Origin of the sequence: Arthrobacter horti, assembly GCF_030731045.1 — a bacterium.
Lineage (GTDB): Bacteria > Actinomycetota > Actinomycetes > Actinomycetales > Micrococcaceae > Arthrobacter_E > Arthrobacter_E nanjingensis.
This window is the reverse complement of sequence record NZ_JAVALS010000002.1, coordinates 166,020-183,418: the sequence shown is the minus strand read 5'-3', so window position 1 is coordinate 183,418 and position 17,399 is coordinate 166,020. Positions and strand designations below refer to the sequence as shown.

At 69.6% G+C, this 17,399-nt stretch carries 16 protein-coding genes; 9 read left to right on the top strand and 7 right to left on the bottom strand.

Annotation, left to right across the window (positions count from 1 at the left end; genetic code table 11):
- Positions 1–22: 22 nt before the first annotated feature.
- Positions 23–907, top strand: a complete 885-nt coding sequence (locus tag Q9R02_RS04680) for a DUF8083 family protein (protein ID WP_305995494.1) — start codon at positions 23–25, stop codon at positions 905–907.
- 26 nt (positions 908–933) lie between these two features.
- Here the strand turns inward: Q9R02_RS04680 and Q9R02_RS04675 are convergent, their stop codons facing one another.
- Positions 934–2,610, bottom strand: coding sequence for a thiamine pyrophosphate-binding protein (locus Q9R02_RS04675; protein ID WP_305995493.1), 1,677 nt, complete (start codon positions 2,608–2,610; stop codon positions 934–936).
- Positions 2,611–2,746: 136 nt separating this feature from the next.
- A complete protein-coding gene (locus Q9R02_RS04670) occupies positions 2,747–3,259 on the bottom strand; it encodes an Lrp/AsnC family transcriptional regulator (RefSeq protein WP_305995492.1) in 513 nt (170 codons plus the stop codon).
- A 92-nt stretch (positions 3,260–3,351) separates the two neighbouring features.
- On the opposite strand from Q9R02_RS04670, the gene hisC reads away from it, so the two are divergent.
- On the top strand, positions 3,352–4,458 hold the full coding sequence (gene hisC / locus Q9R02_RS04665; protein ID WP_305995491.1) for a histidinol-phosphate transaminase: 1,107 nt from the start codon (positions 3,352–3,354) through the stop codon (positions 4,456–4,458).
- On the opposite strand, the gene Q9R02_RS04660 is transcribed toward hisC, so the two are convergent.
- Positions 4,439–5,461, bottom strand: coding sequence for a nitronate monooxygenase (locus tag Q9R02_RS04660; protein ID WP_305995490.1), 1,023 nt, complete (start codon positions 5,459–5,461; stop codon positions 4,439–4,441). The two genes, hisC and Q9R02_RS04660, sit on opposite strands and share 20 nt — an antisense overlap.
- 132 nt (positions 5,462–5,593) lie before the next feature.
- Between Q9R02_RS04660 and Q9R02_RS04655 the strand changes: the two genes are divergently transcribed.
- From Q9R02_RS04655 to Q9R02_RS04625, 7 genes are read left to right on the top strand one after another with little or no spacing between them, the layout of a single operon-like run.
- Positions 5,594–7,135, top strand: a complete 1,542-nt coding sequence (locus tag Q9R02_RS04655) for a fumarylacetoacetate hydrolase family protein (protein WP_305995489.1) — start codon at positions 5,594–5,596, stop codon at positions 7,133–7,135.
- Positions 7,132–7,848 carry a GntR family transcriptional regulator gene (locus Q9R02_RS04650; protein WP_305995488.1) on the top strand — a complete coding sequence of 239 codons (717 nt, stop codon included), beginning with the start codon at positions 7,132–7,134 and terminating at the stop codon, positions 7,846–7,848. The genes Q9R02_RS04655 and Q9R02_RS04650 overlap by 4 nt, the downstream gene beginning before the upstream one ends.
- 30 nt (positions 7,849–7,878) lie before the next feature.
- The gene (hpaE, locus tag Q9R02_RS04645; protein ID WP_305995487.1) at positions 7,879–9,378 is read left to right on the top strand and encodes a 5-carboxymethyl-2-hydroxymuconate semialdehyde dehydrogenase; all 1,500 of its coding nucleotides are present in this window, start codon (positions 7,879–7,881) and stop codon (positions 9,376–9,378) included.
- A 23-nt stretch (positions 9,379–9,401) separates the two neighbouring features.
- On the top strand, positions 9,402–10,499 hold the full coding sequence (gene hpaD / locus Q9R02_RS04640; RefSeq protein WP_305995486.1) for a 3,4-dihydroxyphenylacetate 2,3-dioxygenase: 1,098 nt from the start codon (positions 9,402–9,404) through the stop codon (positions 10,497–10,499).
- A gap of 1 nt (position 10,500) precedes the next feature.
- Positions 10,501–11,301, top strand: a complete 801-nt coding sequence (gene hpaH, locus Q9R02_RS04635; RefSeq protein ID WP_305995485.1) for a 2-oxo-hept-4-ene-1,7-dioate hydratase — start codon at positions 10,501–10,503, stop codon at positions 11,299–11,301.
- Positions 11,286–12,128, top strand: coding sequence for an HpcH/HpaI aldolase family protein (locus Q9R02_RS04630; RefSeq protein ID WP_305995484.1), 843 nt, complete (start codon positions 11,286–11,288; stop codon positions 12,126–12,128). The genes hpaH and Q9R02_RS04630 overlap by 16 nt, the downstream gene beginning before the upstream one ends.
- A 44-nt stretch (positions 12,129–12,172) precedes the next feature.
- On the top strand, positions 12,173–14,047 hold the full coding sequence (locus tag Q9R02_RS04625; RefSeq protein ID WP_305995753.1) for an FAD-binding monooxygenase: 1,875 nt from the start codon (positions 12,173–12,175) through the stop codon (positions 14,045–14,047).
- A 24-nt stretch (positions 14,048–14,071) separates the two neighbouring features.
- Here Q9R02_RS04625 and Q9R02_RS04620 read toward each other — a convergent pair whose 3' ends face one another.
- From Q9R02_RS04620 to Q9R02_RS04605, 4 genes are all read right to left on the bottom strand, one after another.
- Positions 14,072–15,121 (bottom strand): LacI family DNA-binding transcriptional regulator, encoded by a 1,050-nt coding sequence (locus tag Q9R02_RS04620; RefSeq protein WP_305995483.1) that lies wholly within the window; start codon positions 15,119–15,121, stop codon positions 14,072–14,074.
- Between the two features lie 81 nt (positions 15,122–15,202).
- Entirely contained in the window at positions 15,203–15,475 is a 273-nt protein-coding gene (locus Q9R02_RS04615) for a hypothetical protein (RefSeq protein ID WP_305995482.1), read from the bottom strand.
- On the bottom strand, positions 15,472–16,329 hold the full coding sequence (locus tag Q9R02_RS04610) for a carbohydrate ABC transporter permease (protein ID WP_305995481.1): 858 nt from the start codon (positions 16,327–16,329) through the stop codon (positions 15,472–15,474). The genes Q9R02_RS04615 and Q9R02_RS04610 overlap by 4 nt, the downstream gene beginning before the upstream one ends.
- 1 nt (position 16,330) lies before the next feature.
- On the bottom strand, positions 16,331–17,344 hold the full coding sequence (locus Q9R02_RS04605) for a carbohydrate ABC transporter permease (protein ID WP_425279216.1): 1,014 nt from the start codon (positions 17,342–17,344) through the stop codon (positions 16,331–16,333).
- Between the last annotated feature and the right edge of the window lie 55 nt (positions 17,345–17,399).

The window sequence follows — 17,399 nt, the reverse complement described above, 5'->3', positions numbered from 1 at the left end:
CCTTCACGGATCCCGGGACACCATGAGCCTCTACGACTCCCCCATGGGATTCCCCTACGTCTCCAGCCTCAGGGTCTACCAGCCCCTCGAGGCCTTCGGCCCTGCCCAGCGCCGCGCCATCCTCGCCCAGTACGGCGGTGCCCTGGCCCCGGAGCACACGATCGGCTGGCACCAGGTGCGCGACGACGTCGAGCGCCGGGAGATGCGCAACTCCCTGCACCGCATCTTCCGCCGCCCGAACGACCCGTATCCCGGAAGCCGCGCGGAACTCACCCGCGCCATTCCGGACCCCGGCGAACAGGGCTCGCTCCTGTACTGCCCCAACCAGGCCGTCCTGCGTGCAGCGCTCGCCGCGGAGGAACTCACCGACGGCTCCAGCGCCGAGAGCCTGCACCGCATCGTCCCCACCGACGCCACGGAGCGGCATCAGGAACGCCTGAAGACCCTGGTCAGCTCCGGTCTCATCGACTCGGACCTGCTCTTCACCCGCACCGCCACCTGGGGCGTCCCCTTCGCCTGGTTCATCTTCTTCCACGACACGGACCGTCAGGAGATGCTCAACCACAAGGACGGCAGCATCGCCACCCTCCGGCTCTACGTCTCCGTGATGGACGCCATCACCCGGGCCCGCGGCATGGTCGCATCCCTCTCCCTGAGCGCGCCCGAGCTGGACTTCCTCGAGGAGATGGCCCGGGTGCTGTCCTGGCTGGAGCGCTTCAACCCGCGCAGCGTCATGGAACTCGACTACGGCTCCGTGGCGGACAAGGTCTACCCGGACGAATCCCCCAACGACGTCCGTCTGGGCATCGAATGCCTCGCCGAAGGCGATATGACGGGCGCCGCGGCCGCCTACCAGCGCCTCGTCACCCGCTGGGTGCCGCTGCGGCACCTCGGCCGCGCGAGCTGAACAGAGCCCGCGCGAGCTGAACTCGCTCAGTTCGCGACGGCGGCCTGTGCCTTCCCGGTGGCCCGCATCCACTCGCTCATCCACGGCGCCCGCACGCTGGACGTGATCCGGCAATCGGCCACGAACGTGCCCTTCGCGCCGGCGGCGATCCAGTCTCGCAGGGCGGACAGGTCGTCCAGGGTACGGACCACGGCCGACTCGGCCCCCAGCGCCCGTGCGATCCCGCTGAAGTCCACTTCGGGAATGAGCATCGGCTTGTCCGTCAGCCCTTGTGAGGCGTACTGGTGGATCTCGGCCCCGTACGCGGCGTCGTTATAGATCACCACGATCGCGCTCGTGGCGGCCCCCACCAGCGATTCCAGATCGGACAGGCCCATCAGGAACCCGCCATCGCCGGAGGCCAGCACCAGCGTGGCGCCCTCGTCCACCGCACGCGCCGCCCCGACGGCGCTCGCCAGGCCGAGCCCGATCGCCTGATAGGCGGTCCCCACCATGACCAGGTCCTGCGGCCGCGGAATCCGCCAGTACATGGGCGCCCATCCCACGAAGTGCCCGCCGTCCTGCACCACGGTCCGCCGCTGGGGCAGGATCGAATCCAGCGCGGACGCGAGGAGCCGGGGGTCCAGTCGGCCGTCCGCGGTCTCGGCGGAACCCTCGTGGTGGGCCGCGGCGACGGACAGCACGGGTCCGGCTTCAGCACGCCAGGACGCGGGCGCAGACGCGGAACCCAGGAGCCGCATCAGACTCTGGACCGCCGCCTTCGCATCGGCCTGGACGAAAAGGTCCACGCGCGGGTTGGTGGGCTCCTTGGCGGAGTCGATCTGGATGACGGTGGCGCCCGGGCCGAAGAGGTGCCCGAACCGGAGTGTGAACGGGCTCAGGCTCGCGCCCACCACCAGGACCACGTCCGCGTCATGCATGAGCGCGGCCTTGTCCTCCGTGCCGAATCCGCCGGCCACGCCGAGGTGTCCCTCACCCTGCAGCAGATTGAACGCCAGCGCGGTCCCCGCCGTGAGCGCGCCCAGCCGGTCCGCCAGCGACTGCAGGGCCTCTCCCGCTCCGGCGAGGTGCGCACCCCGGCCGGCCAGGATCAGCGGCCGCCGCGCCGCCGCGAGCAGATCCGCGACGCGGGCCAGCGCGGCGTCGTCGTCGATTCCCGCGGCCGCGGCGGCGCGCGGCGTGAGCTGCTCCTCCGCCGCTTCCAGCGCGGCGAGGTCATAGGGAATCGCGAGCACGACGGCGGTGCGGTGCGTCAGCGCGTAGTCCACGGCCGCCTGGGTGATGGAGCCCGCGGCCTGCCGCGTGACGGTGAAGGTGACGGCGCCGAGGCCGGTCGCGATGGCCGTCTGGTCCACGTCCCACGGGCGCGCGCCGTCGCTCGGGGCGTCGCCGGTCACCAGGACCACGGGAATCTGCGCCTGCACCGCCTCGGCCAGGGCCGTCAGCGCGTTGGTGTAGCCGGGGCCGTAGGTGGTGGTCCCGGCGGCGAGGCGGCCGGAGGCACGGTAGTAGGCGTCCGCCGCGGCGATCGCGGCGCCTTCGTGACGCACCGGGGTGAAGCGGAGGCCGGCCTTCTCCGCGGCGTCCAGGAAGTGCACATTGCCGTTGCCCATGACGCCGAAGACGTCGGTGACGTGCTCGCCGAGCACCTCGGCGACGCGGCCGGACACGGTCAGGGTGGTGTCTGCTGCCTGCGGGGTCACGGGCACTCCTTCACTGCATGGACTCTTGCAGCGATCATGGGAGCTGCGCCTCCTCAGAGACAAGACACCGCGTTTGGGCTGGTCTGATTGGCAGCCTGTGGAGATCAGACTGCCAATATGCCAACCGTGGCCCGCGTCACACGCCCGTGCGGCCGGCGGGCTGCTCCTGGTCCTTCAGCCGGTTCAGCAATCCGTCGAAGCGCGCCGGGATGATCTCCAGCACGGAGATGGCGGTGCTGGTCCGGACGATCCCGTCGATCTCCAGGAGCTGGTTCGTCACGCGGTACAGGTCCGCGGTGTCCCGGGCCACCACCCGGGCCATGAGGTCGTGGTCGCCCGTGGTCGCGTGGACCTCGATGACCTCCGGGATCGCCGCCAGGCCGCCCTCCACGGACCCCGCCCGGGTCTGGCTGATGGCCAGGGACACGAACGCCATGAGCCCGAACCCGAGTGCCGCCGGGTCCAGCCTCCGGCTGAACGACTTCAGGGCGCCGCCCTCCTCCAGCCGCCGCAGGCGGGCGTGCACGGTGTTGCGCGCGACGCCGAGCGTCCGGGACAGTGCCAGCGCACTGGCCTCCGGGTCCTTGTCCAAGGCGAGGATGATCCTCGCGTCCAGCGCATCCAGGCTGCGGGCGGTCCCATTGGTCATATTGTCAGCACTTCCAAATCCATAGAGGCAAAAAGTCCAGTCGATTCAGCGTATCTTGCACGCCACCAGGCGTCACTCAGAAAATCGACTCCATGAACGCCTCCCAGACCTCCATGCTCGGTGAGACCGTGCGCCCCAGCCTCCGCTCCGCCGTCGTCGGCCTGCCCGGATACGTCCCCGGCCGCCGCGCCCAGGGCGCCGACGTCGCAGCCCTGGCCAGCAACGAGAACCACCACGAGCCCCTGCCGTCCGTGGCGGCAGCCGTGGCCGAGGCCGCCGGCCGGATGAACCGCTACCCGGACATGGGCGCCGTCGAACTCCGCGAGAGGATCGCCGCCCAGCTGTCCGTGACGGCGGAGGAGGTGGCCGTAGGACCCGGCAGCGTCGGCGTACTGCAGCAGATCATCACCGGCCTGTGCGACGCCGGGGACGAGGTGGTCTTCGCGTGGCGGTCCTTCGAGGCGTACCCGATCCTGGTGGAGCTGGCCGGCGCCGTGCCCGTCCGCGTCCCGCTGGACGCCGAGGAGGGGCACGACCTGGACTCCATGGCCGCCGCCGTGACCGAGCGGACCCGGGTGGTCCTGCTGTGCACGCCCAACAACCCCACCGGCGTCCCGATCGCCCACGAGCGCATCGAGGCTTTCCTCCGCGGGCTGCGGCGGGACGTGCTGGTGGTCATCGACGAGGCCTACGTGGAGTACGCCGAGGACGGCAGCGGGCCGGACTCCCTGGCGCTGTACCGCGAGTTCCCCAACGTCTGTGTCCTGCGCACCTTCTCCAAGGCGTACGGCCTGGCCGGCCTGCGCGTCGGCTACGCCGTGGCGTCCCCGGACATCGCCGAAGGCCTGCGCCGCACCGCCATTCCCTTCGGCGTGACCGCCCTGGCTCAGCAGGCGGCGATCGCCTCGCTCGACGCGGAAGCCGGGATGCGGGAGCGGAGCGCCGGCGTGAAGCGCGAGCGGGGCCGGCTCCAGGAGGCGCTGCGAGCGCTGGGCTGGACCGTGCCGGAAAGCCAGGGCAACTTCGTGTGGCTGCGCACAGGCGATGAGCTGCGGACCAGCCTTCTGGAGGCCTTCGAGGCCGCCGGTGTCATGGTCCGCGGTTACGCCGGCGACGGGGTGCGCATCACAGTGGCGGACTCCGCCTCCACCGACCGCGTGATCCGCGTCCTGAACGGGATCACCCCTCCGCGCCACTGAGCCCGGCGATGATCTCGGCCGCCGGACCGCTGCGCGCCCTGCGGTATCCGGTGCCCGCCCAGAGGTGCAGCTGCTCCGCGTCGCCTGCCGCGCCCGCGGCCTGGCGGAGCGGCCGGGTCAGGTGGTGGACGGCCGGGTAACCGAGCGGCGCGGAGGCCTCGTGGCGGCGGATGAAGCCGTTCTCCAGGCCCCGCGCCGGGCGCCCGGTGAAGGCACGGGTGATGACCGTCCGTTCGAAGGCCGGGTCCGCCAAGGCGGCGCGGTGGGTCGCCGAGGTGCCGGCCTCATCGGCCAGCAGCAGGAGGGTCCCGACGGCGACGGCCTCGGCTCCCGCACGCAGGAGACCCGCCACGGCGGCAGGACCGTCGACGCCCCCAGCGGCCACGAGCGGAAGACCGACGACAGCGCGGACGCGCCGCAGCAGGTCCTCGGTGCTCCCCGAACCGATCGCCCGGGCCGGGTCGAAGGTGGCGCTGTGCCCACCGGCGCCCGGCCCTTGGACGATGAGCCCGTCCACGCCTGCGTCACGGGCCGCGACGGCCTCCTCCGCGGTGGTGACGGTGCCGAGCACCACCGTGCCCGCCCGCCGCAGCGCGACGATGCGGTCCGCAGCCGGCAGCCCGAAGGTGAAGGAGACCGCGGGCACCGGGTGGCTGAGCAACAGCTCGAGCTTGGCCTCCCAGCCGTCGTCGTCCGCACGGGGTTCCGGGTCCAGGGTCAGCCCGTACGGCCCCGCCTCGGACCGCAGCTCCTCGGCATAACGGCGGAATGCGGCCGGGTCCGGGGACTCCTCCGAGGGCACGAACACATTCACGCCGAAGGTCCCGGTGGATGCCTCCAGGTCCCGGATCTCCGCGGCCACGGCTTCCACGCTCTTGTACCCCGCGGCGAGGAACGGGAATCCTCCAGCCTCCGCGACGGCGGCGGACAGCTCCACCGTGGTGGGCCCTCCGGCCATGGGCGCGGCGACGATCGGCAGGGGTGAATTCAGCAGACGGTCCATGGATCCATCCTGCCCCTTGACCAACGATGTGACCCGTGCCATAGTCGATCGTATACGATCTTCGTATACGATCCGGCGGCGTCCAGGGGACGGCACCGGCGACTCACGGAAGAGGAAACGGAAGAGGAAGCTGTGGCATTTCACCCGGAACCGCTCGGCCAGGCCGCCATCGACGGCGCGCGCAAGGTCATCGCCGTCCACCTGAACTACCCCAGCCGGGCCGCCCAGCGCGGCCGCACGCCCGCGGTCCCGTCCTACTTCCTCAAGCCCGGCACCTCGCTGGCCCTGCACGGCGCGCCTCTCAGCCGGCCTCGCGGCGTCGAGCTGCTGACCGTGGAGGGCGAGGTCGCTCTGGTGATCGGCAGCCCGGCCCACCGGGTCTCCCCGGAGGACGCCTGGGGTCACGTCGCCTGGGTGACCGCCGCCAACGACGCCGGCCTGGCGGACCTGCGCTGGCCGGACAAGGGCTCCAACCTCCGTTCGAAGGGCGTGGACGGTATCACGCCCATCGGCCCGGCTCTGCTGCCTGCCCAGGAACTCGACCCGGCCGCGCTCCGCGTCCGAATGTGGATCAACGGCGAACTGGTCCAGGAGGACTCCACGGCCACCTTGCTCTTCCCGTTCTCCCAGCTCATCGCGGACCTCTCCCGTCTCATGACCCTGGAGCCCGGCGATGTGATCCTCACCGGAACCCCGGCCGGCGCCACCGTGGCGGGCCTGGGCGACCTCGTGGAGATCGAGGTGGACGGCGCTGCGGTGGACGGCACTGCGATCGACGGCACCACGGTGGACGGCCTGATCCTCACCACCGGCCGGCTCGGCAACACGGTCACCGAGTCCGCCGAAGGCTTGGAACCGTTCGGGGCCCTCCCCAGGCTGAGCGACGCGGACCGCATCGACGCCTGGGGCTCCCCTGAGGCCGCCGGGATCGCCCCGGGGCCGCCCGCCGACACCCGTCCCACCAGCATCCTGACCCCGGAACTCGAAGCGAAGCTCTACGCGGTCGGCACCGCCACCCTGAGCGTCCAGTTGCGCAAGCGCGGGATGCAAAACTGCCACATCGAGGGTCTCTCCCCCACCAAACCCGGCGTCAAAGCCGTGGGCAGCGCCCGCACCCTGCGCTTCATCCCCGCCCGCGAAGACCTCTTCGCCACGCACGGCGGCGGCTTCAACGCCCAGAAACGCGCCATCGACTCTCTCCGGCCCGGCGACATCCTGATCATGGACGCCCGCGGCGAGAAGGGGTCAGGCACTCTGGGCGATGTCCTGGCCCTGCGCGCGCAGGTACTCGGCGCCGCGGCCGTCATCACGGACGGCGGCATCCGCGACTTCGGCCCGGTCTCCGGTATGGACATCCCCGCCTGGGGCGCCAACCCGCACCCGGCTGTCCTCGGCCGGCGGCACGTTCCGTGGGCCGTCGACGAGACGGTCGCGTGCGGCGGCGCCGCCGTACAGCCCGGCGACGTCATCGTGGCCGACGACGACGGCATCGTGGTCATCCCGGCGCACCTGGCCGATGAGGTGGCCGAGGCCGCCGTCGCCCAGGAGCGCGAGGAGGCGTGGGTCGCCGACCGGGTCGCCGAAGGCCACCCCGTGGACGGGCTCTTCCCCATGAACTCCGCGTGGCGCGAGCGCTACGCGGCGGACACCGCAATCGGCGAGGCAAAGCCATGATCACCGGCCCGGTCGACATCCACTGGGCTCCCGGCGTCGTCGTCAGCAAGTCCCAGTTCGCCTACGAGCAGCTGCACGGGCGGATCGTGAGCGGCGCACTTGCCCCGGGCGCGCGCCTGGTTCTGGCCCAGGTGGCCACGGAGCTCGGCGTGTCCGTGGTGCCGGTGCGGGAGGCCGTCCGCCGCCTCGAGGCCGAGGGCCTGGTGACGTTCGAGAAGAACGTCGGCGCCACGGTGTCCGGGATCGATCCCGTCGAGTACCTCTACACGATGCAGACACTCAGCCTCGTGGAGGGGGCGGCCACCGCGCTGTCCGCCAGGTCCGTGACCGCGCAGGAACTCGCAGCCGCCCGAGAGATCAACGGCCGCATGCGCGCCATGCTGGAGGAGTTCCCCCAGCACTTCGACCCGGTGGAGTTCACCCGCCTGAACCACGACTTCCACAGCGTCCTGTTCGAGCACTGCCCCAATCCGCACATCCTGGACCTGGTGCACCGCGGCTGGAACCGCCTCACCGCCCTCCGCGGCTCCACCTTCAGCTTCGTCCCCGAACGGGCGGGTGAATCGGTGGCCGAGCACGAGCGCCTCCTGGATCTCATCGAGCACGGTGCCCCCGTGGCGGATATCGAGCTCGCGGCCCGGCGGCACCGCTCGGCCACCCTGGACGCCTACCTGGCCCGCACCGCAGCCCACCCCGACTTCCCCACCTTGTAAAAACCCTCCGAAACTTTAAGGACGTGAAACATGAGCGAGCGTTTCGTTCCTGAGAACCTCCCCACCTCGATCCAGCACTACATCGACGGCGAGTTCGTCGACTCGCTCGACGGAGACACCTTCGACGTCCTCGAGCCCGTCTCCAACGAGGTGTACGTCAAGGCCGCCGCCGGCAAGAAGGCGGACGTCGAGCGCGCCGTCGTAGCCGCCAAGAAGGCGTTCGAGGAGGGCCCGTGGCCGCGAATGCTCCCCCGCGAGCGTTCCCGCGTGCTGCACCGGATCGCCGACATCGTGGAGTCCCGGGACGCCCGTCTGGCCGAGCTCGAGTCCTTCGACTCCGGCCTTCCCATCACCCAGGCGCTGGGCCAGGCCCGGCGCGCTGCGGAGAACTTCCGCTTCTTCGCGGACCTGATCGTGGCTCAGGCGGATGACACTTTCAAGGTTCCCGGCCGCCAGGTCAACTACGTCAACCGCAAACCGATCGGCGTCGCGGGCCTCATCACCCCCTGGAACACCCCCTTCATGCTGGAGTCCTGGAAGCTCGGCCCAGCCCTGGCCACCGGCAACACCGTGGTGCTCAAGCCCGCCGAGTTCACTCCTCTCTCCGCCTCCCTCTGGGCCGGGATCTTCGAAGAGGCCGGCCTCCCGAAGGGCGTGTTCAACCTGGTCAACGGCCTCGGCGAGGACGCCGGAGACGCTCTGGTGAAGCACCCCGATGTCCCGCTCATCTCCTTCACCGGGGAGAGCCGCACCGGCCAGATCATCTTCGGCAACGCGGCCCCGTACCTGAAGGGTCTCTCCATGGAGCTCGGCGGCAAGAGCCCGGCGATCGTCTTCGCGGATGCCGACCTGGACGCTGCCGTGGACGCCACGATCTTCGGCGTCTTCTCCCTCAACGGCGAGCGCTGCACCGCCGGCTCCCGCATCCTGGTCCAGCAGGACATCTACGACGAGTTCGTGGAGCGCTACGCCGCGCAGGCGAAGCGGGTCAAGGTCGGCTACCCGCACGATCCGTCCACCGAGGTCGGCGCCCTGGTCCACCCGGAGCACTTCCAGAAGGTCATGAGCTACGTGTCGATCGGCAAGGAGGAGGGCCGTCTGGTGGCCGGTGGCGGGCAGCCCGAAGGCTTCGAGTTCGGCAACTTCGTGGCCCCCACCGTCTTCGCCGACGTCGCGCCGGACGCCCGGATCTTCCAGGAGGAGATCTTCGGCCCGGTCGTGGCGATCACCCCCTTCAAGGACGACGCCGAGGCGCTGGCGCTGGCGAACAACACCGCGTACGGTCTGGCCGCCTACGTCTGGACCAACGATCTGAAGCGCGCTCACAACTTCGCGCAGGACGTGCAGGCCGGCATGGTCTGGCTGAACTCCAACAACGTGCGCGATCTGCGCACCCCCTTCGGCGGCGTCAAGGCCTCCGGCCTGGGCCACGAAGGCGGCTACCGCTCCATCGACTTCTACACCGACCAGCAGGCCGTGCACATCACCCTCGGGAAGGTCCACAACCCGACGTTCGGCAAGCAGTCCTGACGACTCTCGACGAGGAGAATCCCATGAGCACCATTATCCCCAAGCCCTCCGTCCCGGCCCCGGACATCCTGCGCTGCGCCTACATGGAGATCGTGGTCACGGACCTGGCTGCTTCCCGCGCGTTCTACGTGGACCTGCTCGGCCTGCACGTCAGCTACGAGGACGACCAGCAGATCTACCTGCGCTCCTTCGAGGAGTTCATCCACCACAACCTGGTGCTCACGCTCGGCCCGATCGCGGCGGTGAAGGCCTTCTCCTACCGGGTCCGGCACCCGGAGGACGTGGACCTGGCAGAGGCGTACTACAAGGAACTGGGCTGCCGCACCGAGCGCCGCAAGGACGGCTTCGTCCGCGGTATCGGCGACTCCCTGCGCGTGGAGGACCCGCTCGGCTTCCCGTACGAGTTCTTCCACGAGGTGCAGCACGTGGAGCGCCTCCATATGCGCTACGACCTCTACTCCGCCGGTGAGCTGGTCCGCCTGGACCACTTCAACCAGGTCACCCCGGACGTGCCCCGCGGCCGGAAGTACCTGGAGGACCTGGGCTTCCGGGTCACCGAGGACATCAAGGACGAGGAGGGCACCACTTACGCCGCCTGGATGCACCGCAAGGGCACCGTGCACGACACCGCCCTGACCGGTGGCAACGGCCCCCGCATGCACCACGTGGCCTTCTCCACGCACGAGAAGCACAACATCATCCAGATCTGCGACAAGATGGGCGCCCTGCGCATGTCCGACCGGATCGAGCGCGGGCCCGGCCGCCACGGCGTCTCCAACGCCTTCTACCTCTACATTCTGGACCCGGACGGCCACCGCGTGGAGATCTACACCCAGGACTACTACACGGGCGACCCGGACAACCCCGTCATCACCTGGGACGTGCACGACAACCAGCGCCGCGACTGGTGGGGCAATCCCGTGGTCCCGTCCTGGTACACCGAGGCCTCCCTGGTCCTTGACCTGGACGGCAACCCGCAGCCCGTCATCGAGCGCACCGATTCCTCCGAGATGGCCGTGACCATCGGCGCTGACGGCTTCTCCTTCACCCGTGAGGGCGACGAGGACGGCTCGTACCACGGTCAGGCCGCCAAGGGCTTCAAGCTCGGGAACCAGGTCTGAGATGCTCGACGCGAAGACCATCGAGTCCATCGCGGACGAACTCGTGGAGGCGGGCCGGAGCCGCACCCCGGTGCCGCTCCTGCACAGCCGCTACGAGGGCATGGACGTGGAGGACTCCTACGCGGTCCAGAAGCTCTGGGCCTCCCGGCTTCAGGCCCAGGGCCGCCGCGTGGCGGGCCGCAAGATCGGCCTGACCTCCAAGGCCATGCAGGCGGCCACGGGCATCACGGAGCCGGACTACGGCGTGATCTTCGACGACATGGTCCTGGGCAACGGCTCCGTTCTCGAGTGGAAGCGGTACACCCACCCGCGCGTCGAGGTGGAGCTGGCGTTCCGCCTCGGCAAGGACCTTCAGGGCCGGGCCCTGAGCGGCCGGGACACCTCGGTGTTCGACGTCCTGGACGCCACGGACTACGTGGTCCCGGCACTGGAGATCCTGGACTCGCGGATCGAAATGCAAGGCCGGACCATCGTGGACACCATCGCGGACAACGCCGCCATGGGCGCCATGGTGGTGGGCGGCCGCCCGGTGCGTCCGCATGACGTGGACCTCCGCTGGGTCTCCGCGCTGCTGTACCGCAATCAGGAGATCGAGGAGACCGGCGTCGCAGCCGGTGTGCTCAACCACCCGGCCACAGGCGTGGCCTGGCTGGCGGACAAGCTGGCCCAGCACGGCCAGTCGCTCACCGCCGGGGACCTGGTCCTGGCCGGCTCGTTCACCAGGCCCGCCTGGGTCTATGAGGGCGACACCGTGTACGCCGACTACGGACCGATGGGAACCGTGACATGCCGTTTCGTCTAGACCCCGAGCCCACCTTCCGGCACGTCCTGGCGCAGGCCGGCGCGGCGGCCGGGGACGGTCCCGTGCCGCCGAAGGCCGGGCTGTGGGTCTGCTCCGGCAGCGCCCTGGTGGCAGAGATCATGGCGGGCTCCGGCACGGACTGGCTGCTGATCGACGTGGAACACAGCCCGAACTCCCTGGAGTCGGTGCTCGCCCAGCTCCAGGCCGTGCATGGATACCCTGTCACGCCCATGGTGCGGCTGCCCTGGAACGACACGGTGCTCATCAAGCAGTACCTGGACCTGGGCGCGCAGAACCTGCTGATCCCCATGGTGAACGACGCCGATCAGGCGCGCGCCGCCGTCGCGGCGGTCCGTTACCCCCCGCACGGGGTGCGCGGCGTGGGCGCGGCACTTGCCCGGGGCGCCCGGTGGAACCGGATTCCGGACTATCTCGCCCGGGCGGACGAAACCGTGTCCCTGACCGTCCAGATCGAGACCGCCGACGCCGTCGCGAACGTCGGGGAGATCCTCGCCGTGGACGGGGTGGACGCGATCTTCATCGGGCCATCCGATCTCGCCGCGTCTCTGGGGCACCTGGGCGAGCAGGACCACCCCGAGGTGGTCGCGGCCGTCGAGCACTGCCTCGAAGCCGCCCGGGACGCCGGGAAGCCCGCCGGCGTCAACGCCTTCGCCGAGGCGATGGCCCGGCGGTACATCGCAGCCGGAGCCCGTTTCCTGCTGGTGGGCGCCGACGTCGCGCTCCTGGCCCGTTCCAGCGAGGAACTCGCCGCCTGCTTCGCCCCGCCGTCGTCCGCCGATGACGGCGCATCCCCCGCAAGCTACTGACCACCGCCGGTCCAGCCGGCACCACGAAGAAGTGAGGAATGACCGTGCAGTTCCACCACCACGGCTATGTGTCCGGGGATCCGCGCGTCCAGCCGGCCGCCGGGGTCGGCATCGACCGCCCGGAAGAGCTTCCGGAGCACGTCGACGTCCTGATCGTCGGCACCGGGCCCGCCGGGATGATCACCGCGGCCCAGCTTTCGCAGTTCCCGGACGTGAGAACCCGGATCGTCGAGCGCCGTCCCGGTCGCCTGGAGATCGGCCAGGCGGACGGCATCCAGGCCCGAAGCGTGGAGACCTTCCAGGCCTTCGGCTTCGCCGGCCGCATCACCGATGAGGCCTACCGGATCACCGAGATGGCCTTCTGGAAGCCGGACCCTGCGGACGTGTCCCGGATCCACCGCGCCGCACGCGCCGTGGACGACGAACTCGGCGTCAGCGAGTTCCCGCACCTGATCGTCAACCAGGCCCGCGTGCTGGACTACTTCGCCGAATACATGGCGAACTCCCCGGCCCGCCTGAAGCCGGACTACGGCTACGAGTTCAGCGGCCTCACGGTGCATCAGGGCGAGGAGTACCCGGTCGAGGTGACCCTGCTCCACACCAGCGGAGAGCTCGAGGGCCGCGAGCGCACGGTCCGCGCCAAGTACGTCCTCGGAGCGGATGGGGCCCGGAGCCGGGTCCGCCAGTCGATCGGCTGCACCATGGCCGGGGACCAGGCGAATCACGCCTGGGGCGTCATGGACGTCGTGGCCGTCACCGACTTCCCGGACATCCGCGAGAAGTGCGCCATCCAGGCCGAGAGCGGCAGCATCCTGCTGATCCCCCGCGAGGGCGGCCACCTGTTCCGCATGTACGTGGACCTGGGCGAGGCCGGTGAGGACCACGCGGTCCGGGCCACCACCATTGAGCAGATCATCGAGAAGGCCAATGAGATCCTCCACCCGTACACGCTGGACGTCCGCAACGTCGCCTGGCACAGCGTCTATGAGGTGGGCCACCGCCTGACGGACCGCTTCGACGACGTCATCCTGGAGGACGCGGGCTCCCGCACCCCGCGCGTGTTCATCGCCGGGGACGCCTGCCACACGCACAGCGCCAAGGCGGGCCAGGGCATGAACGTCTCCATGCAGGACGGTTTCAACCTCGGCTGGAAGCTCGGGCACGTGCTGGAGGGCCGCAGCCCGGAGAGCCTCCTGGCCACCTACTCGGCGGAACGCCAGGTCATCGCGAAGAACCTCATCGACTTCGACAAGGAATGGTCGTCCATGATGGCCAAGAAGCCGGAGGAGTTCGACGATCCGTCCGAACTGGAGGAGTTCTACGTCCGCACAGCCGAGTTCCCGGCCGGCTTCATGACCCAGTACACGCCGTCCCTCATCACGTCCGGGGCCACGCATCAGGACCTCGCCACAGGCTTCCCCATTGGCAAGCGCTTCCGCTCCGCGCACGTGGTCCGCGTCTGCGACACCAATCCGCTGCAGCTGGGCCACCAGGCCACGGCAGACGGGCGCTGGCGGATCTACGTCTTCGCCGATGCTCCGCGCGCGGGAGAGCAGTCCGGCGTCGCGCGGCTGGCGGACTGGCTGACGACGGCGGCCGGCTCACCCCTCGCCGCCCAACCGGCGGGCGATCAGGACGTGTGGTTCGACGTCAAGGTGGTCTACCAGCAGCCGCACACGGAGGTGGACCTCATGGCGGCTCCCGCCGTCTTCCGCCCCGAGGTGGGCCCGTTCGGCCTCCACGACCTCAACAAGGTCTATGCCTCCGCGCCCGGTGCGGACATCTTCGAGGAGCGCGGTGTGAGCCGTGACGGCGCCGTGGTGGTGGTCCGCCCGGACCAGTATGTCTCCGCGGTGCTCCCGCTGGACGCCACGGAGGAACTGGAGGCGTTCTTCGCACCCATCCTGGCGGCGGGCTGAGGTCCCCTGGCACGACCGCGGCGCTCAGCGGGCGGCGGGCGCCGCCGTCGTGCTCCGCAGGATCAACTCGAAGCCGGCCCCGACGTCCCGCACGGCACCGGTCTTTCCAGTGAGTTCGTCCAGGAGCATCCGGGTTCCGGAACGCGCCTGGTCCACCGGATCCTGGCCCACCGTGGTCAGACCCATGACGGAGGAGAATTCGTGGTCGTCGATGCCGATCACGGAGAGATCCTCCGGCACCCGCACCCCGTGCCGCCGGGCCTGGAGCACCACGCCCATGGCCATCTCGTCCGACGCGCACATCAGGGCGCTCGGCTTGGGGCCCGGGCGGGCCCAGAGTTCGTCGAAGGCTTCGGCTCCGCTGGCCAGGGTGAAGTTGCCGTTGACCTCCCACTCAGGACGGAACGGCACCCCGTGGCGCTCGAGCTCGGCCCGGAAGCCGTCCACCCGGAGTGCCGGGACCTTGAAGTTGAGGTCGTCGTCATCGTCCTGGCCGTGCAGGATGCCGATGTCCCGGTGCCCCAGTTCCAGGAGGTGACGGGTGGCCAAGGCGGCCGCCTTGACGTCGTCGATCCCCACGCTCGGGCAGCCCTCCACAGGCCCGCCGACGGCTACGAGCGGGATGTCCAAGCGGCGCAGTTCGTCGATCTCCTCCATGGAAAGCGCCATGCAGAGCACCAGGAGGGCGTCGATGTGCTTGGCCACCATGGTCTTAGTGAAGGTCCGCTGGCGTTCGCGGGTGCGGCTGTCCAGGCTGAAGAGGGAAAGGTTGTAGCCCTCCTGGTGGAGCTCACGCTCCACGCCCTCCAGGGCCTTGTAGAAGAACCAGCGGTCCACGTACGGCGCCAGGACGCCGATGGTCCGGGTTCGCCCGGTCGCCAGCCCGGAGGCCGCCGACGACGCAACGTACCCGAGCTCGGCAGCCACCTGGAGGATGCGTTGCCGGGTGGTCTCGGAGACGCGGGGCAGTCCTCGGACCGCCCGGGATACCGTTGCGGTGGACACTCCGGCGGCCTCGGCCACATCCTCGATACTCACCCCGTGGTGCCCGCCACGGGCGGCGCGAGCTGCCATGCCTGTCACACTCCTTCAGGTATACCAGACATCGAATTGAACCACGGACACCGCTCTACGGCACAGTTGGTGACGCGCCTCTCACCTCCCGTTGCGATGGCCGATGGTCCGGGACGGCAGACGCCGGCGAAGGCGGAAGAGCCCCCACATGCCGGCGACGGCGGCCAGGAGTCCCAGCGCCCAGCCCAGGGCGGCTCCGCCGCTGAGCTCGGTCCAGACGGTGGCGATGAACAGCACCAGCGTCCAGAAGCCGAGCATGCCGATCAGGACGTCGAGGTCCTGGGCGCTGCGCATCAGGCGGGGGCCGGGCAGCGGCTCCTGCATCCCCTCCTCGGCGCCGCGGGGCCGGGTCATTTCACCGCACCCGCCGTCAGACCGGCCACGATCTTCTTCTGGAAGATGAGGACCAGGATGACCAGGGGGATGGTGACCACGGTGCCAGCCGCCATGACGGCGGTGTACGGCTCCTGGTGCGGCTGGGCTCCGGCGAAGGAGGCGATCGCCACCGTGACGGTCTTGGTGGCGTCACTGGAGAGCTGGTTGGCGATCAGGAACTCATTCCACGCCCCGATGAACGTCAGGATGGCGGTGGTGAAGGTGGCCGGGGCGGCCAGCGGAAGGATGATCTTCCGGAACGCCTGGCCCTGGGTGCAGCCGTCGATGCGGGCCGCCTCCTCCAGCTCCCACGGCATCTCACGGAAGAACGAGGTCAGCGTGTAGACAGCCAGCGGCAGGGAGAAGGAGATGCTCGGGATGATCAGGGCCTGGTAGCTGCCCATCCAGCCCAGGTTGGTGAAGAGCTGGAACAGCGGAGTGATGAGGGCGACGCCCGGGAACATCGAGGCGCCCAGGACGAACCCGAGGACCATCTCCTTGAAACGGAACTTCAGGCGGGCCAGGGCGTAGGCCGCGAAGACACCCACCAGCAGTGAGATCACGGTGGTGAGGCCCGCCACGATGAGGCTGTTGAGCAGGTTGCGGGCGAAGTGGTTGCCCAGGGACTCATCGAACACGGTCGCGAAGTTGTCGAAGGTGACGTGCGTGAAGAACGGGGTGGGATCGAAGGTGTAACCGACGTCGCGGAAGGCGGTGACGATCATCCAGTAGAACGGCAGCAGACACCAGATCAGGATGACCGCTGCCTGCACATAGGTGCGAGTGGGTGCCCAGGTGAAGGCGCGACGGCGCGTGGCGGTGGGGGTGCTCATGTCACTTCTTCCTCGGGTTGGCGGACTCCACGGCATTGGCGCCGAGGAAGCGGACGAAGATGAAGGCGACCAGGAAGATCGTCACGAAGGTGATGGTGGACAAGGCGGAGGCGACGTTGAAGCCCTGCCGGATCTGCTGGACCACCAGAATGGAGAGGGTGGTGGTGTTGTTGGCGCCGCCGGTCAGGATCGCGGGCAGGTCGTACATGCGCAGGGCGTCGAGCGTACGGAACAGGATCGCGACCATCAGGGCCGGCTTCACCAGGGGAAGCGTGATCTGGGTGAACCGCTGCCACGTACCGGCACCGTCCACCTTGGCGGCCTCGTAGACCTCGTCGGGGATCAGCTGCAGACCGGCCAGGATCAGCAACGCCATGAACGGGGTGGTCTTCCAGACGTCGGAGATGATGATGGCCCAGCGTGCCGGCCATTCCGATCCGGTCCACAGGATCGAACTGTGGAACACCGTGTTGATGATCCCGTCGAAGGCAAACATGAAGAAGAAGAGCTTGGCGGTCACGGCCGTGGGGATGGCCCACGGCACCAGGACGGAGGCACGCAGAAGGCTGCGGCCCTTGAACGCCCGGGCCATGACGATGGCCATCCAGAAGCCCAGCACGGTCTCCAGGATCACCGTGATCGCCGCGAACAGGAACGTGGTGCCCATGGCACCCCAGAACTGCGCGCCCAGGGTGCCGGGCGGGCACTTCTCGGAGCCGCACTGCTGGAGGATCCAGTGGGTGTAGTTGTCGACGCCGGCGAAGCCGCCTTGCACGAAGAATCCGGTGGCCTTGTCCAGGCCGGCGTCCTTCTGGAAGGACAGGATGATGGCGTTGATGACCGGATAGATGATCACCACGGCCAGCAGGATCAGGGTCGGGGCGAGCAGCGTGTAGGCCCAGCGGCCTTGAGTGGTCTGCCGGCGGTCGGCGCTCTCCGCACCGGCCATCCCCGGCCCGCGCCCCCGCCTCCCGGTATCGGTTTCCCCCGTCTTCGACGGGACCTCTGTGGACATGGTGACTCCTCCAAATGTTCTTGCCCAGCTCGTGATTCCCGCGGTGTCCCGCGGA

Bases quoted from the DNA above. Each gene is read 5' to 3' on its own strand.
- Q9R02_RS04680 (WP_305995494.1), top strand. From the start codon at position 23: ATGAGCCTCTACGACTCCCCCATGGGATTCCCCTACGTCTCCAGCCTC.
- Q9R02_RS04670 (WP_305995492.1), bottom strand. From the start codon at position 3,259: ATGACCAATGGGACCGCCCGCAGCCTGGATGCGCTGGACGCGAGGATC.
- hisC (WP_305995491.1), top strand. From the start codon at position 3,352: ATGAACGCCTCCCAGACCTCCATGCTCGGTGAGACCGTGCGCCCCAGC.
- Q9R02_RS04660 (WP_305995490.1), bottom strand. From the start codon at position 5,461: ATGGACCGTCTGCTGAATTCACCCCTGCCGATCGTCGCCGCGCCCATG.
- Q9R02_RS04650 (WP_305995488.1), top strand. From the start codon at position 7,132: ATGATCACCGGCCCGGTCGACATCCACTGGGCTCCCGGCGTCGTCGTC.
- hpaE (WP_305995487.1), top strand. From the start codon at position 7,879: ATGAGCGAGCGTTTCGTTCCTGAGAACCTCCCCACCTCGATCCAGCAC.
- hpaD (WP_305995486.1), top strand. From the start codon at position 9,402: ATGAGCACCATTATCCCCAAGCCCTCCGTCCCGGCCCCGGACATCCTG.
- hpaH (WP_305995485.1), top strand. From the start codon at position 10,501: ATGCTCGACGCGAAGACCATCGAGTCCATCGCGGACGAACTCGTGGAG.
- Q9R02_RS04630 (WP_305995484.1), top strand. From the start codon at position 11,286: ATGCCGTTTCGTCTAGACCCCGAGCCCACCTTCCGGCACGTCCTGGCG.
- Q9R02_RS04620 (WP_305995483.1), bottom strand. From the start codon at position 15,121: ATGGCAGCTCGCGCCGCCCGTGGCGGGCACCACGGGGTGAGTATCGAG.
- Q9R02_RS04615 (WP_305995482.1), bottom strand. From the start codon at position 15,475: ATGACCCGGCCCCGCGGCGCCGAGGAGGGGATGCAGGAGCCGCTGCCC.
- Q9R02_RS04610 (WP_305995481.1), bottom strand. From the start codon at position 16,329: ATGAGCACCCCCACCGCCACGCGCCGTCGCGCCTTCACCTGGGCACCC.
- Q9R02_RS04605 (WP_425279216.1), bottom strand. From the start codon at position 17,344: ATGTCCACAGAGGTCCCGTCGAAGACGGGGGAAACCGATACCGGGAGG.